Source organism: Paracidovorax avenae ATCC 19860 (assembly GCF_000176855.2).
In the GTDB taxonomy this organism is placed as follows: domain Bacteria; phylum Pseudomonadota; class Gammaproteobacteria; order Burkholderiales; family Burkholderiaceae_C; genus Paracidovorax; species Paracidovorax avenae.
This window is the reverse complement of sequence record NC_015138.1, coordinates 1288447-1303596: the sequence shown is the minus strand read 5'-3', so window position 1 is coordinate 1303596 and position 15150 is coordinate 1288447. Positions and strand designations below refer to the sequence as shown.

The window sequence follows — 15150 nt, the reverse complement described above, 5'->3', positions numbered from 1 at the left end:
ATCGTCACAAGTGTATCGATCCCGCCGGGCGGCCGGGTACCGCCGGTCCGCCCGGCAGCGCGCTCGTCAGGCGGTCAGCAACTGGCGCAGCACGTAGGGCAGGATACCCCCGGCCCGGTAGTAGTCCACCTCGATGGGCGTATCGATGCGCAGCGTCACCGTCACCTCCTTCCGGGAGCCGTCGGCGCGGCGGATCACGAGCTGCGCATCGCTCTGCGGCGTGAGCGCCGGATCCGGCACCACGTCGATGGTCTCGTCGCCCCGCAGTCCAAGGGACTCCCAGGAGTCCGAGCCCCGGAACTGCAGCGGCAGCACGCCCATGCCCACGAGGTTGGAACGGTGGATGCGCTCGAAGCTGCGCGCGACCACTGCCTTGATGCCCAGCAGCTGCGTGCCCTTGGCCGCCCAGTCGCGGCTGGAGCCGGTGCCGTACTCCTCGCCGGCGAAGATCACGGTGGGTGTGTCCTGCGCCATGTACTGCATCGCCGCGTCGAAGATGAACATCTTCGCGCCCTGGTGGGAGCCCTCGTTCTGGAAGATGGTCAGCCCGCCCTCCTCCCGCGATCCGTCCTCCTTCGGCGGGATCATGAGGTTCTTGATGCGCACATTGGCGAACGTGCCGCGCATCATCACGTCATGGTTGCCGCGGCGCGCGCCGTAACTGTTGAAGTCCTGCTTCATCACGCCATGCTGCAGCAGCCACTGGCCGGCGGGCGAGGTTTCCTTGATCGACCCCGCGGGCGAGATGTGGTCGGTGGTGATCGAGTCGCCGAAGAGCGCCATGATGCGCGCGCCCCGCACCGCGGCATTGCCGCTCTCCGTCGCCTCGAGCGCGAAGTTCGTGAAGAACGGCGGCTCGGCGATGTAGGTGCTGGCGGGCCAGTTGTAGGTGTCGCCCGACACGCCCTGGATCTTGCCCCAGAGGGCTCCCGGATCGGTCTTCACCTTGCCGTAGTTCTCGCGGAACGCCTTGCCGTTCATCGCATGCTTCATGAGCTGGTGCACCTCGTCGCTGCCGGGCCAGATATCGCCCAGGTACACGTCGCGCCCGCCGCGCCCCTTGCCCACCGGCTCGGTCATCAGGTCGCGCAGCACCGTGCCGGCGATGGCATAGGCCACCACCAGGGGCGGGCTCGCGAGGAAATTGGCCTTGATGTTGGGATGGATGCGCGCCTCGAAATTGCGGTTGCCCGAAAGCACGGCGGCGCAGACGAGATCGCTGCCCGTGATGGCATCGTTGATCTCGGGCGCGAGGTCACCCGCGTTGCCGATGCAGGTCGTGCAGCCATAGCCCGCCACGGCGAAGCCCAGCTTCTCGAGATAGGGCAGCAGGCCGGTTTCGCTCAGGTACTGCGTGACGATGCGCGAACCGGGGGCCAGCGAGGTCTTGATGTGCGGCTGGACCTTCAGGCCTGCCTCCACCGCCTTCTTCGCCAGCAGGCCCGCCGCGAGCAGCACGCTCGGGTTCGACGTGTTCGTGCAGCTAGTGATGGCGGCGATCAGCACGTCGCCGTTGCCGATCGTCGGATCGCTGCCCTTGGCCGGCAGGCGGACGGACGGATCGGCATGCTTGACCGCGAGCTTGGGCTTGTTGTGCTCCATCTCCACGAGGAAGCGAGGGCCGCCCGCAGGTGCATCCTTCTCGGCGGGTACGTCCTCGCACACGTCCTCCTCGCCGCGGTGGATGTGGTGGCGCGTGTGCAGCAACTCCGCAGGCCGGTTGAAGCCGCTCTCCGCAGCCGGCCGGGAGAACAGCGTGGTGAACTGCTCCTTCACCTTGCCCAGCTCGATGCGGTCCTGCGGCCGCTTCGGGCCGGCCAGGCTGGGAGTGACGTCGCCCAGGTCCAGGCGCACCACCTGCGAATAATCGATCTCGCCGGCCTGCGGCACGCCGAACAGGCCCTGGGCGCGGAAATACGCCTCGAAGGCCTCGATCTCGGCCTTGGTGCGGCCCGTGCCCTTGAAGTAGTCGATGGTCTTCTCGTCCACCGGGAAGAAGCCCATGGTGGCACCGTACTCGGGTGCCATGTTGCCGATGGTCGCCCGGTCCGGCAGCGCCAGTGTGCGCGTGCCCTCGCCGAAGAACTCCACGAACTTGCCCACCACCTTGTGGCGGCGCAGGATCTCGGTCACCGTCAGCACCAGGTCGGTGGCCGTCACGCCCTCGCGCAACTGGCCCGTCAGCTCGAAGCCCACCACGTCGGGCGTGAGGAAGTACACCGGCTGCCCGAGCATCGCCGCCTCGGCCTCGATGCCGCCCACGCCCCAGGCGACCACGCCGATGCCGTTGATCATGGTGGTGTGGCTGTCCGTGCCGACCAGGGTGTCGGGGTAGTGGACGCCGTCGGCGCGCTTGTGCACGCCGCGCGCCAGGTATTCCAGGTTCACCTGGTGGACGATGCCGAAGCCCGGAGGCACCACCCCGAAGGTGTCGAACGCCTGCATGCCCCACTTCATGAATTCATAGCGCTCGCGGTTGCGCTGGAATTCGAGCTTCATGTTCAGGTCCAGGGCCTTCTTCGTGCCGTAGTAATCGACCATGATGGAGTGGTCCACCACGAGATCGACCGGCACCAGCGGCTCGATCTTCTTGGGTTTCCTGCCCAGGCGCTGCGCCACGCTGCGCATCGCGGCCAAGTCAGCCAGCAGGGGCACGCCGGTGAAATCCTGCAGCACCACGCGCGACACGATGAAGGGAATCTCGTCCTTCCGGTCGGCGACGGGCTGCCAGTTCGCAAGCTGCTCCACATGCTCGGGCGTCACCTTCAGGCCATCGCAATTGCGGAGGACGGACTCCAGGACGATGCGAATGGAAACCGGCAGACGCTTGACGGACGGGTACTTCCGCGCCAGTGCGGGAAGGGAATAGAACTGGCCGCTCTTACCCGATGCGGTCGTGAATGTCTGCAAAGTGGATGCGAAAGCGTGGCGCGGAACCACGGGGGACTTCGAGGCCATGTAGCACTACTCCTTTAATGGGGCGACGCTCCCATTTTGGCAGTCCGGGATTTCGATGCAAATGTAGGGCGAAGGACCTGCAGCCACGGCGTTCGCCGGCAGCGTCCGGGGAAGCGGGCACGCAGCCGGGAGTGCGGTTGCCGCCGCCCCCGCGGAATCATCCGCAGGCATGGAAAGCGCCAAACTCCTGCATTACCACGGCAGAAAATGTGGTAAGGGCCACATGGAACATAAAGCCGGAGTGCCACCGGCCTTGCCCGCATATCGCGGCGCAGCAACCATCCGGGGCACCGCGGCCATTGCCCGCGTGGAAAGCACCCGCCATCTCCATGCAGTAACGGCATCCGGCACGCATTCAACGAACGCTTTTCCGCCAGGGGAATCGGGGGCACAGGCATTTCGCCCCGGCACCGCCGGAAATGGATGCGCGGCCCGCACGCAAACCAGGCCCGGGCAATAAAAAACCCGCCGAAAGGCGGGTTGAGTCAGCTCTACAGGAAAGACCGGCTGGCCCAATGGCCAGGGCGAAAGTGCCAGCCGGATCGCGCCATCAAATGGCGAACTGTTCGCGATTTTCGTTCTGAATCCACTTGGGCGCCTTGCCGCGGCCCGTCCAGGTCTGGCCAGTGGCGGGATTGCGGTATTTCGGAGCCACCTTCGTACCGGCGCTGGCGCTGCGGGCACGGCCGGACGGGAATACGTCTTCCGCCTTGAGGCCATACTCGGACACGAGCGAACGCACCTGGGCGATCGCATCCGACAACTCGCGGCGGCGTGCCTCGTTGATTTGCTGCTCGAGTTGTTCGCGCTGCTTCAGCAGTTCCTTGTAGCTGGTGTTCATGTCGGTCATGCGTGTGGAGTGGATAACAAGAACCGCATTATAGAAACTATTTTCGATTACGTGCAGGCTTTACGGAGATTCATAAAGCCAACCCGACGGGCCGCATCCCGGGAACTTTGAAAGCGGAAACTCCTCGAATCCCGCCCTCCGGGCACGGCCTGGCAGCCTGCCAGGGCTTTGCAGCCGAATCACAATAGCGCCCTTCCATAAACCCGCCGCGCGCCGCGGCACCACCCCCATGGCTCTCTACTGCATTGGCGATATTCAAGGCTGCGACGCAGCACTGCAGCGCCTGCTCGACACGGTGGATTTTTCCCCCAGTCGCGATATGGTTTATCTTCTGGGAGACCTCGTGAACCGGGGCCCGCAATCGCTGGACGTGCTGCGGCGCTGCACGCGGGCCGGCGACAGCCTGCGCTGCCTGCTGGGAAACCATGACCTGCATCTGCTGGCCGCCGCCCACGGAGCCCGCAAGCCGTCGCGGCGCGACACCCTCGCCGGGGTGCTGCAGGCGCCCGACCGGGATGCGTTGCTGGATTGGCTGAGGCACCAGCCCCTGGCCCGCGAACACCGGCTGGCAGGCGAGCGGCTGCTGATGGTGCATGCAGGCGTGCTGCCCTCCTGGACGGCCGACGCAGCGCTGGAGCACGCCGCCGAAGTGCAGGCGCAACTGCAGGGGGATGCGCTGCCGGCATTCCTGCAGGCCATGTACGGCAATACCCCGGACCGCTGGAACGACGGGCTTTGCGGCATGGAACGCTGGCGGGCCATCGTGAACGCGCTGACGCGGCTGCGCTTCTGCACGCCTGACGGCCGCATGGATTTCGACAGCAGCGAGGCGGCGGATGCCGCGCCGGACGGCCTCGTCCCGTGGTTCGATGCACCCGGCAGGCGCACGCGCGGCACGCTGGTGGCATTCGGCCATTGGTCCACGCTGGGCTGGATGAACCGGCCGGACCTGCTGGCACTGGATACGGGCTGTGTCTGGGGAGGCTGCCTCAGCGCCGTGCGGTTCGGCGCCACGCTGGCGGAGCGCGAGCACATCAGCGTGCGCTGCGAGCAGGCGCAGGCACCGGGCTGAGATCCGGGCCTGCCGGAGGCCCGGACGTGCCGCCGGTCACTGGCCGGACGGGGTTTCCACGGCCGGCATGGCGGCCTTGAAGAGCGCGGCGACCTTGCGCTTGGGCTTGATGTTGGCGGAAATGCCGCTGCGCGCGGGCTGCTGCCGGGAAGCGGACTCCCAGGAAGGCGCTGCTTCGGCGGCCGGGGCCTCGTACGGCTTGTCGAAGAAGGGATCACGCGACGCCGCGGGCGTGCGGTAGCCGCCCGGCGGCCGGGAGTCGCGGCCTGGGCCTTCGCCACGGCTTTCCCGCCGTCCACGCGCATCACCGCCGGACTCGTCGTCGCGCCAGGCGCGGCGGCCGTCGTTGAAGCGGCCGCGCGGGCGGTCCTCTTCCACTTCCAGGGCTTCGAGATCGATCTTCTTCTTCGTGAGCTTCTCGATGTCGGCCACCAGGCGGGCATCGCTGCTCGACACCAGCGTGACGGCGAGGCCGGAGGCGCCCGCGCGGCCCGTGCGGCCGATGCGGTGCACGTAGTCTTCGGCGTTGAACGGCACGTCGAAATTGAACACCGCGGGCACGTCCTTGATGTCGAGCCCGCGGGCCGCGACGTCGGTGCACACCAGCAGGTCCACCTCGCCGCGCTTGAAGGCGTCCAGTGCCTTCAGGCGCTCGTCCTGGCTCTTGTCGCCATGCAGCGCGGCGGCCTTCAGGCCTTCGCGCTCCAGGGTGCGCGACAGGCGCGCGCAGCCCAGCTTGCTGTTGACGAAGACGAAGGCCTGCTTGACCCCGCGCGTGCGCAGCACGTGGTGGATGGCGCGGCGCTTGTCATCGTCGTTCACGCTGTAGAAGCGCTGCTCGACCGTGGAGGCGGTCTCGTTCGGGCGGGCGACCTCGATGGTGACCGGGTTCTGCAGGTAGCTGCCCGCCAGGCGCTTGATTTCCGGCGAGAACGTGGCGGAGAACAGCAGCGTGGTGCGCGTCTTGGGCAGGTAGCTCAGGATGCGCTGCAGGTCGGGCAGGAAACCGATGTCCAGCATGCGGTCGGCCTCGTCGAGCACCACGTACTCGACCTGGTTCAGCACCGCGTTCTTGGCCTCGATGTGGTCCAGCAGGCGGCCCGGCGTGGCCACGAGGACTTCCACACCTTTCTTGAGCTCCAGCGTCTGGGGCTTCATGTCCATGCCGCCGAAGACCACGGTGCTGCGCAGCTTGGTGTACTTGGCGTAGAGGGCGATCTGCTGGGCGACCTGGTCGGCCAGTTCGCGCGTGGGCAGCAGCACCAGGGCGCGAACGGGATGGCGCGCCGGGGAGGTGGAGCTGTTTTCGTGCTTGAGCAGGCGCTGCAGCAGCGGCAGCGAGAACGCCGCCGTCTTGCCGGTGCCGGTCTGCGCGGCGCCCATCACATCCTGGCCGGTGAGCACCACGGGAATGGCTTCGGCCTGGATGGGGGTCATCGACGTGTAGCCCATCTCGGCCACGGCGCGCGCCAGCGGCTCGGCCAGCGATAAATTGGAGAAAGAACTTGTCATGTGCGGCCGTTATTGTCGCACCAGCCCTTCCCCGAGGCCACGGGAACGTCCGCACGGCCGGCGGGGTGGCAGTTTTTGCTGCATTTTCAATAGCAGAGAGCCGTTGTTTTCAAAGGCTCCTGGAGGAGAAGGTATCGCAGGCCTTGATGCTTCCACTCTGCAGCCCGGTCTGGAACCAGCGCTGGCGCTGGGCGCTGGTGCCGTGGGTGAAGCTGTCCGGAACGACCGCGCGGCCGGCCGCGCGCTGCAGCGCATCGTCGCCGATCTTCGCGGCAGCGTTCATGGCTTCCTCGACGTCACCCTGCTCCAGGATGTGCCGCGCGTTCTGTGCATGGTGGGCCCATACGCCCGCGAAACAGTCGGCCTGCAGTTCCAGGCGCACGGACAGGTGGTTGTATTCCACCTGGCTCACCCGGCCGCGCATCTGGTCCACCCGGGCGCTGATGCCCAGGAGGTTCTGCACGTGGTGGCCCACCTCGTGCGCGATCACGTAGGCCTGTGCGAAGTCGCCAGGGGCGCCGAGGCGGTTCTTCAGCGTTTCATAGAAGCCGAGGTCGATATAGACCTTGCGGTCCGCGGGGCAGTAGAACGGGCCCATGGCCGATTCGCCCCGCCCGCAGGCGGTGGGCGTGGCCCCGCGGAAAAGCACGAGCCGCGGGTTCTGGTAGGTGGATCCGTTCTGGCGGAAGACATCGGCCCAGACGTCTTCGGTGTCGGCGAGCACGGTGGAGACGAACCGGGCCATCGTGTCGTCTGCGGGAGGACGATGGGCCGGGGGCTGCTGGGTCTGCACATGGGCGGGAGGCGCGCCTCCGCCGCTCAGCAGCCCGAGGATGGTCAAGGGATTGATGCCGAACACCCATCCACCGATCAGCGCGATGACGATGGTGCCGATACCGATGCTGCGCCCTCCGAACACCGGGAAGCCGCCCCCTCCTGCGCCACTGTCGCCTTCGTCACGGCGGTCCTCGACGTTGTCCGATTCGCGATTGCCTTCCCATTTCATCGTGCGCACCCTGAAAGATTCATGCAGTGCGGATGGTACGCCCGGCGGAGCGGGTTCAGCGGGCCGCGAAGCTGGTGCCTGCCGTCCAGCCGGCGTCGGCCTGCAGCGCCTGCTGCCCGGGTACCTGCGCCGATCTGTCGGCCGGAGCCTGCAGGCCCCGGGCCACCCAGGTGTGCTGCTGCTGCTCGGCGTGCCGTACGTGGTCCTCGAGCACCCAGGCCATGGCCGCGATCTGCAGCACGATGACCGTGGCGCCCGCAGCCAGAAGACCCGGATGGATGGCGGAACGGCGGTCTTCCCCGTTCCGGGCGGCCGCGGTGGGCGCGTGTGCGTCAAAGTGGTCCATGGGGATTCCTTGGCGGCGGCCGCTTCAGCGGTGGGACCAGTGCAGGCCGGCGGCGGCCGGCTCGGCGTCTTCGAAATACGCGGAAAGCTCCTGCACCAGTGCCTGCAGGGTGTCCCCCTGCAACTGGCGTGCACGGGCGATCTGTTCCAGTGCGTACTGGCGGTCGCCGAGCATCATCGCGGCGCTGATGCAATGGCCCCGGGCCGCCATCTGCAGCAGGAACGCATCCAGCGTCTGAGCGGGCCAGTAGCGCTGGCCGCAGGGGTGGGCCCCGTCGGCGGGGTGATCGGCGGGGTAATCGGCGGGCGCGCCTGCCCGGGCGAAAGGGAGCGGGAAGGAGGCAAGCATGGCGAGGTCCTCGGCAAAAGAACGTATGTGTCAGTTTGCCGGCGTTTTGTGACAACCATCACGACATGCAACGGCATACCTTGATGCAAATGCTAGAGCCCCGCCCCGACCCGCGCATCGGAGAAACAGGCCGCCCGCCTGTAGGACACACGCCAGTCGCGCACCCTTCTCGCGCAGTTCAGGCCTTGGGCAGCGTGACGCCGACCTGTCCCTGGTACTTGCCGCCGCGGTCGCGATAGCTCACCTCGCAGACCTCGTCGCTTTCGAAGAACAGCACCTGGGCGCAGCCCTCGCCCGCGTAGATGCGCGCCGGCAGCGGCGTGGTGTTGCTGAACTCGAGGGTCACGTAGCCCTCCCATTCGGGCTCGAAGGGCGTGACGTTCACGATGATGCCGCAGCGGGCATAGGTGCTCTTGCCCAGGCAGATGGTGAGCACGTTGCGCGGGATGCGGAAGTACTCCACGGTGCGTGCCAGGGCGAAGCTGTTGGGGGGAATGATGCAGCTGTCGCCATGGAAATCGACGAAGCTTTTCTCGTCGAAATGCTTCGGGTCCACCACGGTGCTGTGGATGTTGGTGAACACCTTGAATTCGGGCGCGCAGCGGATGTCATAGCCGTAGCTGCTGGTGCCGTAGCTGATGATCTTGCGGCCATCGCTTTCGCGGATCTGGCCGGGCTCGAACGGCTCGATCATGCCGTGCTGTTCGGCCATGCGGCGGATCCATTTGTCGCTCTTGATGCTCATGGGTTCTCTCTCCTCGTGCGCGCCAGTCGAAAGGCGGCGCGCGGACGCGATACTACTCTTTTCATAGCTGAATGAAACCGCTGCACGGGCCCCACAGGCTCATGGGGTCGACGCGATCACCGTGCTCTCGACGAGCCGGTCATCGCCCAGCACGATCATCGCGAACAGCAGTTCGTCCAGGCTGGCGGCCTGGGCCGTCTTGCGCGCGAGCAGCGGGGTGGCGGCAGGGTTCAGCACGACGAAGTCCGCCTCGCAGCCCGGCTGCAGGTTGCCGATCACGCCTTCCAGCCCCAGCGCGCGCGCCGCGCCGGCCGTGTGCTGCCACCAGAGGTGGCCGGGCGGCAGCGAGAGGCCGGGCTTGGTCTGCCCTTCGCGCCCCACGTAGTAGGCCGCGAGCATGGTGTGGAACGGGCTGAAGCTGGTGCCCCCGCCCACGTCGCTCGCGAGGCCGTAGCGGAAGCCCACGCGGTCGGCGCCCTCGTAGTCGAAGAAGCCGCTGCCGAGGAAAAGGTTGCTGGTGGGGCTGACGGCCGCGGCGGTGCGGGTGTCGCGCATCAGTGCGCGGTCCTCGTCGTCGAAGTGGATGCAGTGGGCATAGACGGCCCGCTCGCGCATCAGGCCGAAGCCGTCGTACACGGAGAGGTAGCTGCGGGCCTGGGGAAAGAGTTCGAGCGCCCAGCGGATCTCGTCGCGGTTCTCGGCCACGTGCGACTGGATCCATACATCGGGGTACCGGGCCGCCAGCTCCCCGGCGCCGCGCAGCTGGGCCTCGCTGCAGCTGGGGGCGAAGCGCGGCGTGATCGCGTAGCCCAGCCGGCCACGGCCATGCCAGCGGCGGATCAGGTCTTCGGTGTCGGCGAGCGACCGGGTGGTCTCGTCGCGCACGCCGTCGGGGGAGTTCCGGTCCTGCAGCACCTTGCCGGCGATGAGGCGCATGCCGCGCGCGGAGGCCTCTTCCATCAGCGCATCCACCGACGCGGGATGGGAGGTGGCGAAGGTGAGCGCCGTGGTGACGCCGTTGCGCAGCAGTTCGTCGATGAAGACGGTGGCCACACCCCGGGCATAGCCGGCGTCGGCGAAGCGCGACTCGTGCGGGAAGGTGTAGTTCTCCAGCCAGGGCAGCAGCCCTTCCGCGGGCGAGCCGATGACGTCGGTCTGCGGGAAGTGCACGTGCATGTCCACGAAGCCGGGCGCGAGGATGCGGCCGGGGGTGTGCGTGACCGGAAGGCCGGCGAAGCGCGGAGAGAGCGTGCGCCAGTCGCCTGCAGCGACCACGCGCTGCACGCCGTCCGCACCGGGACCGATGGCGAGCAGGCCGTCTTCGTCGTAGAGCGGGAGGCCTTCGGCGTCGAAGCGCAACAGCGCGGCCCGGTAAACGTGGGTGGCGGCGTCAGGGGTCGGGGGCAAGGTCGGCGTGGGCATGCGGGAATGATGACATGGCGGCCCTTCGCGGGCGCACGGTCAGGCAGATGAATGGATGGGTGGGTGGATGAGCGAGGGGGACGCGGCTGCGGCGTGATTAACGTGCCTGGCGCTGCACGCCTTCCACGAGCCAGTCCATGCGCAGGATCTGCTCATCGGTCAGCGTGCGGCCGGCGGCGATCACCTCGCGCCCGGTGTTGTCCCGCACGGGCGCGGCGCCGGCCGCGAACGGGTGCAGGCGTCCGCGGGCGATGTCGTCCTGGCGTGCAAGCACTTCCTTGCGCACGGCGGGGGGCACGCGGCTGCCGAAGCCCTCCACGCGCACCATGCCCTCGCGCACGCCGCCCCAGAGGTTGCCGCTCGTCCAGCGGCCGTCGCGGACGGCGCGCACGCGCTCCGTGTAGTAGGCGCCCCACTGGTGCGTGACGGCGAGAATCTGCGCGTCCGGACCGGTGCCCCGCATGTCGGAGTGGTAGCCGATGGCCAGGCGCCCGCGCTCCTGGGCGGCGGCCATCACCGCGGTGGAGCCGGTATGGAAGGCCACCACGTCCACGCCCTCGTTGAAGAGCGCCATGGCCGCGTCGCGCTCCTTCGGGGGATCGAACCAGACGTTCAGCCATACCACCTTGACGGTGGCCTTCGGATCGACCGAGCGCATGCCGAGCGTGAAGGCGTTGATGCCCTGCAGCACCTCGGGGATCGGGAAGCCGGCCACGAAGCCCGCGACGTGCGAGCGCGTCATGCGGCCCGCCGCGACGCCCGCGAGGTAGCGGCCCTCGTAGTAGCGCGCGTTGGCGGTGGCGACGTTGGGCGCGGTCTTGTAGCCGGTGATGGATTCGAACTTCACCCCGGGGAAGTCGCGCGCCACCCGCAGCGTGGGCTCCATGTAGCCGAAGCTGGGCGTGAAGATGATCTGGTGGCCGGTGGCGGCGAGGTCGCGGATCACGCGCTCGGCATCCGCGCCTTCGGCCACGTTCTCGACATAGGTCGTGCGCACCTGCGGCCCCAGGGCCGCCTCGACGGCGCGGCGCCCTTCGTCGTGCTGGCGCGTCCAGCCGGCCTCGGTGATGGGCGATACGTACACGAAGCCGGCTTTCACCGGAGCGGTGTCGGCCGGTGCGGCGGGCTTGGCGGGCGGCTGCGCCCCGGCGGTGGAAGACAGGAAAAGACAGGCGGCCGCGAGCGCGGCAGCGAGGTTTTTGTACATGGTGGTCCTCTACATGGTCCCGGAACTGGAAAAAGAAAAAGGCTGCCGGGACAGCAGCCTTTTGTCCGCTTCTGCGGAAGAAAGGGGAAGGATTTTACCCGCGGCCCGCCTTCCGCGGGCCCGGTGGGGCCTTCCGGATCAGACCGGCGACACCACGCCGCGCCCGGAGAAATGCCCTTCCGCATTCGCCATGAACCGGTCCACGCTGGCCTGCACGGCCTCGGGCGACCAGCCGGCCACGTGCGGGGTCAGCACGATGTTGTCGAACCCGACGAGGGCCTCGGGCGGATGCGGCTCGCTCTCGTACACGTCCAGGCCCGCGCCGGCGATGCGGCGCTCGCGCAGCGCGTCGGCCAGCGCCTCGGTATCGACCACGCTGCCGCGAGCGATGTTCACGAGGTAGCCCAGCGGGCCGATGGCGTCGAGGATCTCGGCATTCACCGCGTGGCGCGTGGACGGGCCGCCGGGCGTGGCGCACACCAGGACGTCGCACCATTCGGCGAGGTCGCGCAGGCTGGGGAAGTACTGGTGCGGCACGCCTTCCCGCGGATTGCGGTTGTGGTAGCCGATCTGCATGTCGAAGCCGGACGCGCGGCGCGCGATCTTCTGGCCAATGGTGCCCAGCCCGAAGATGCCCAGGCGCTTGCCGGACACGTTCGGCGGCAGTCCGATGGCGTCGCGCCAGACGCCTTCGCGGCAGAGCCGGTCCAGCGGACGCAGGCCGCGCACGATGGAGATGAGCAGACCGAAGGCATGGTCGGCCACGCAGTCGTCGTTGGTGCCCGCGCCGTTGGCCACGGCGATGCCGCGCGCCCTGGCGGCGTCGAGCGCGATGTTCTCGTAGCCGGCGCCCAGGGCGCAGATGAGCTCGAGGGCGGGCATGGACTCGATTTCCTGGGCCGTGAGGCCGATGGAGCCGATGGTCAGCACCGCGCGGAAGCGGCCGCCCTGCGTGGCGATCGCCTGCGTGCGGTCGTTGGGGGTGGGCGCGTAGTGCAGGTCGTAGGCGGCGGCGATCTGGGCCTGGTGCTGCGGCGACAGGGTATTGAGGGCCAGGAGGGGAATGCGCGGGGTGGACACGGTGGAAGCTTCCAATCCAACAATCAAGGTCGGCATGCGCCCGGGGATCGGGCGCGGGCATGCCGCGGCGGCCGCAAGGGCCGCGGCGGCACACCGGCCGGAGTGACGAGATTGTGCGCCAGCCCGCGGCCCCGGGGAACTACGGCCGGACGGTCTGGGTGCGTAAATTCGCATCCGCGGCGATCTCGGCCTCCGTGAAGGGCACGCGCACCCACTGCTTCGCGGAATAGGCCTGGGTGTAGTCGCCCTGGTGCGCAGAGCCCGGGTCGTCCGAGAGGGAATGGGTGAGCAGCGTATGGGCCTGCACCCCGCCCGCGGGGAACGTGACCACCTGCAGGTAGCTGTTGCCGTGCGGCTGGCCGTCCATGGAATATCCGCCCTGGTCGATGGGGTTCTCCGAGCAGGTGATGGTGAAGTAGCCCACTCCGGCGCAACCGCCGAACAGGGGTAGCTTCTTTCCGCCGCGCACCGAGAACAGCACGTCGCCGCGCCGTGCGTCCACCGCGAAGCCGCTCTGCGCGACCTTGGCCACGGCGGCACCGAAGGCCTGCTGCAGGGCGCCGGCCGCCGCGGGATTCAGGTCGCGCGGCGTGTTCAACGGATCGGCCGGGTCGAACGGCGTGGTGTAGAGCTGGGCGGCGGGCACCTGCACGCGGCTCCAGAATTCATCCCACACGTGCGAGCCGCGCGCATCGCTGTTGCCGGTGTTGTCCCAGGCCCGCAGGGCGGCGCAGGCGGAAGCCACGTCCACGGAGGAGCCGCCCACCGTGACCTGTGGCGAGGCGCAGACCAGCGCGAGCGCCTGGTCCTTGAAGCGCTCGGCGCTGAAGACGCGGCTGTTCAGGACCATCTGGCGCACGATGGTGCTGGTGGCCTGGCGGCCGCCGTAGCCGTCGCTGCCGGCCAGGCGCTGCAGCGCCATCGTGTGGCCCAGGCGCGTGCGCAGGCTCTGCTGGGCACCGGTGGCACCGAAGATGGGGGCGTAACCGGTGAGCGGCGCGTTGGCGTTGGCGAGCCAGTAGCTGTCGTTCATGTTGCCCACGTAGTCGTCGCGCTGCAGGTTGGGCATGCGCGACGGGCCGATGGCGCCCTTCTGCACGGAATCCGGATCGGACTGCCAGTCGCAGGCGCTGCGGGAGCCGTCGAAGAACGGCACGCCCGGCAGCGCCGCGGCGACGGCCTTGCCGTAGGCCGTGGTGCAGGAGGCCAGCTGGCTCGCGGACACGTTGGGTACCGCGCCCATGTCGGCATACCAGGCGCGGGCGCTGCCGCGCCCCACGGCCACGGTGTTGACCCAGGGAATGGCGGACTCCTCGCGCTGGATGGCGATGAATTCGTCGAGCGAGCGGGCCTGGTTCCAGCGCATCCAGTTGCGGAAGGTGCGGTAGTTCTCGCCGTTGATGTCGCGGATGACGAAGGCGGTGGTCTGGTTCCAGGCCAGCGCCGGGTTGAGCGTGGACAGGTTCACCAGCGGGCCCATGTCGGTCTTGTAGAGCGTGCGCGTCACGTCGACCGTGCCCGATGCCGTGCGGTTCTGCACCGTGATGGTAGTGGCCGCCATCTTCACCGGGGCGCCGTCGCGCAGGTAGCTCGTGGGATCGCCCGCGGCCAGCGTGAGCTGGAAGAAGCCGAAGCGGCGCGCGGTGGAGACCGTATGGCTCCAGGCCACGTTGTCGTTGAAGCCGATCAGCACCACCGGGATGCCCAGGAACGACACCCCGCTCACGTTCAGCTCGTTGCCGATGGTGAGCTGCGCCTGGTAGAAGCGGTCGGGCCCCTTCCAGTACCAGTGCGGGTTGCCGAAGAGCAGCGGGCTGCCCTCGCCCGTCCCCGCCGTGCCGAAGCCGTACATGTTGCTGCCGATGCCTGCCGTGCCGCCGACCTGCAGCTCCGGGGCACGGGACCGGGAGGCATCCAGGGCCGCGAGCGAGGTGGAGCCATCCTTGCGCTGCGGCGTGGCCGCGGCGGTGCCAGACCGGGTGGCGGCCGGCGCGGTGGCGTTGGCGATGGCCGCCGCGAAGTTGCTGTAGCCGCCCGCCAGGTTCGCGGCGTACATGCGCCGCCATATGTCCTGCGCGGTGACGGGCTGCACCCAGGCTTCATTGCGGCAGGCTGCATGGGCGCCGCTGTCGACCTGGAGGTCGCCCAGGTAGCGGTTGTAGCCGGCGGCAAACCCCTCGACCATCTGCCGGAGCTTCTCCGGCTGGGCCGCCATCATTTTCTCCACCACGTCGGCGGAGATGACGTGGCGGTGGAAGAAGTCCGAATCGATGTTGAGCGGCCGGCCCAGCGTGCTGTTGTAGATGACCTGCGCGGACCCGCCGAAGTAGCGGGAGCGCTCGCCGCGGTAGGTGACGAAGGCATCGGCGAGGGTGCAGAGATTGTCCTGCGCCTGTGCGTAGCCGTAGCCGAAGCCCGCCCCGCCCCAGGTGGTGGCCTTGATGTGCGGCATGCCCATGGCGGTGCGGCGGATCTCCGCGGTGTAGGGGGCCAGTTCGCCGTCGCCGCGCCCGCCGCCACAGGCGGCGAGGCTGGCGACGAAACAAAGGGAAAGCGGCCTCAGGCCGCCACGGAACGTAGTGCGCATGGTTGCATGTCTCCTTG

12 protein-coding genes are annotated in these 15150 nt (G+C 68.4%); 1 reads left to right on the top strand and 11 read right to left on the bottom strand.

Translation table 11 applies throughout. From position 1 onward, the window contains the following. Nucleotides 1-66 precede the first annotated feature (66 nt). Both ACAV_RS05675 and ACAV_RS05670 read right to left on the bottom strand, forming a co-directional pair. Nucleotides 67-2958 carry an aconitate hydratase gene (locus ACAV_RS05675; RefSeq protein WP_013593622.1) on the bottom strand — a complete coding sequence of 964 codons (2892 nt, stop codon included), beginning with the start codon at nt 2956-2958 and terminating at the stop codon, nt 67-69. Nucleotides 2959-3508: 550 nt separating this feature from the next. Beyond that, nucleotides 3509-3808: an H-NS histone family protein gene (locus ACAV_RS05670; RefSeq protein ID WP_013593621.1), complete on the bottom strand. Its 300-nt coding sequence runs from the start codon at nt 3806-3808 to the stop codon at nt 3509-3511. A 229-nt stretch (nt 3809-4037) separates the two neighbouring features. Here ACAV_RS05670 and ACAV_RS05665 point away from each other — a divergent pair, with 229 nt between their 5' ends. Next, on the top strand, nt 4038-4880 hold the full coding sequence (locus ACAV_RS05665; RefSeq protein ID WP_013593620.1) for a symmetrical bis(5'-nucleosyl)-tetraphosphatase: 843 nt from the start codon (nt 4038-4040) through the stop codon (nt 4878-4880). 36 nt (nt 4881-4916) lie between these two features. On the opposite strand, the gene ACAV_RS05660 is transcribed toward ACAV_RS05665, so the two are convergent. From ACAV_RS05660 to ACAV_RS05620, 9 genes are all read right to left on the bottom strand, one after another. Further along, complete coding sequence (locus ACAV_RS05660; protein WP_013593619.1) at nt 4917-6392, bottom strand: DEAD/DEAH box helicase; 1476 nt, start codon at nt 6390-6392, stop codon at nt 4917-4919. A 109-nt stretch (nt 6393-6501) separates the two neighbouring features. Next, a complete protein-coding gene (gene ypfJ, locus ACAV_RS05655; protein WP_013593618.1) occupies nt 6502-7398 on the bottom strand; it encodes a KPN_02809 family neutral zinc metallopeptidase in 897 nt (298 codons plus the stop codon). Nucleotides 7399-7453: 55 nt separating this feature from the next. Next, nucleotides 7454-7744, bottom strand: coding sequence for a hypothetical protein (locus ACAV_RS05650; RefSeq protein WP_013593617.1), 291 nt, complete (start codon nt 7742-7744; stop codon nt 7454-7456). 24 nt (nt 7745-7768) lie between these two features. Then, nucleotides 7769-8092 carry a hypothetical protein gene (locus ACAV_RS05645; RefSeq protein WP_013593616.1) on the bottom strand — a complete coding sequence of 108 codons (324 nt, stop codon included), beginning with the start codon at nt 8090-8092 and terminating at the stop codon, nt 7769-7771. A gap of 178 nt (nt 8093-8270) precedes the next feature. Continuing rightward, the gene (gene dcd / locus ACAV_RS05640) at nt 8271-8837 is read right to left on the bottom strand and encodes a dCTP deaminase (protein ID WP_013593615.1); all 567 of its coding nucleotides are present in this window, start codon (nt 8835-8837) and stop codon (nt 8271-8273) included. Nucleotides 8838-8936: 99 nt separating this feature from the next. After that, a complete protein-coding gene (gene guaD / locus ACAV_RS05635; protein WP_013593614.1) occupies nt 8937-10259 on the bottom strand; it encodes a guanine deaminase in 1323 nt (440 codons plus the stop codon). Between the two features lie 97 nt (nt 10260-10356). After that, nucleotides 10357-11466: a BMP family ABC transporter substrate-binding protein gene (locus ACAV_RS05630; protein WP_013593613.1), complete on the bottom strand. Its 1110-nt coding sequence runs from the start codon at nt 11464-11466 to the stop codon at nt 10357-10359. 138 nt (nt 11467-11604) lie between these two features. Further along, nucleotides 11605-12582, bottom strand: a complete 978-nt coding sequence (locus tag ACAV_RS05625; RefSeq protein WP_041828597.1) for a 2-hydroxyacid dehydrogenase — start codon at nt 12580-12582, stop codon at nt 11605-11607. Between the two features lie 103 nt (nt 12583-12685). Continuing rightward, nucleotides 12686-15133, bottom strand: coding sequence for a penicillin acylase family protein (locus ACAV_RS05620; protein WP_013593611.1), 2448 nt, complete (start codon nt 15131-15133; stop codon nt 12686-12688). Between the last annotated feature and the right edge of the window lie 17 nt (nt 15134-15150).

Coding starts and splice junctions, on each gene's coding strand:
- ACAV_RS05675 (WP_013593622.1), bottom strand. CDS start 2,958: ATGGCCTCGAAGTCCCCCGTGGTTCCGCGCCACGCTTTCGCATCCACT.
- ACAV_RS05670 (WP_013593621.1), bottom strand. CDS start 3,808: ATGACCGACATGAACACCAGCTACAAGGAACTGCTGAAGCAGCGCGAA.
- ACAV_RS05665 (WP_013593620.1), top strand. CDS start 4,038: ATGGCTCTCTACTGCATTGGCGATATTCAAGGCTGCGACGCAGCACTG.
- ACAV_RS05660 (WP_013593619.1), bottom strand. CDS start 6,392: ATGACAAGTTCTTTCTCCAATTTATCGCTGGCCGAGCCGCTGGCGCGC.
- ypfJ (WP_013593618.1), bottom strand. CDS start 7,398: ATGAAATGGGAAGGCAATCGCGAATCGGACAACGTCGAGGACCGCCGT.
- ACAV_RS05650 (WP_013593617.1), bottom strand. CDS start 7,744: ATGGACCACTTTGACGCACACGCGCCCACCGCGGCCGCCCGGAACGGG.
- ACAV_RS05645 (WP_013593616.1), bottom strand. CDS start 8,092: ATGCTTGCCTCCTTCCCGCTCCCTTTCGCCCGGGCAGGCGCGCCCGCC.
- dcd (WP_013593615.1), bottom strand. CDS start 8,837: ATGAGCATCAAGAGCGACAAATGGATCCGCCGCATGGCCGAACAGCAC.
- guaD (WP_013593614.1), bottom strand. CDS start 10,259: ATGCCCACGCCGACCTTGCCCCCGACCCCTGACGCCGCCACCCACGTT.
- ACAV_RS05630 (WP_013593613.1), bottom strand. CDS start 11,466: ATGTACAAAAACCTCGCTGCCGCGCTCGCGGCCGCCTGTCTTTTCCTG.
- ACAV_RS05625 (WP_041828597.1), bottom strand. CDS start 12,582: ATGCCGACCTTGATTGTTGGATTGGAAGCTTCCACCGTGTCCACCCCG.
- ACAV_RS05620 (WP_013593611.1), bottom strand. CDS start 15,133: ATGCGCACTACGTTCCGTGGCGGCCTGAGGCCGCTTTCCCTTTGTTTC.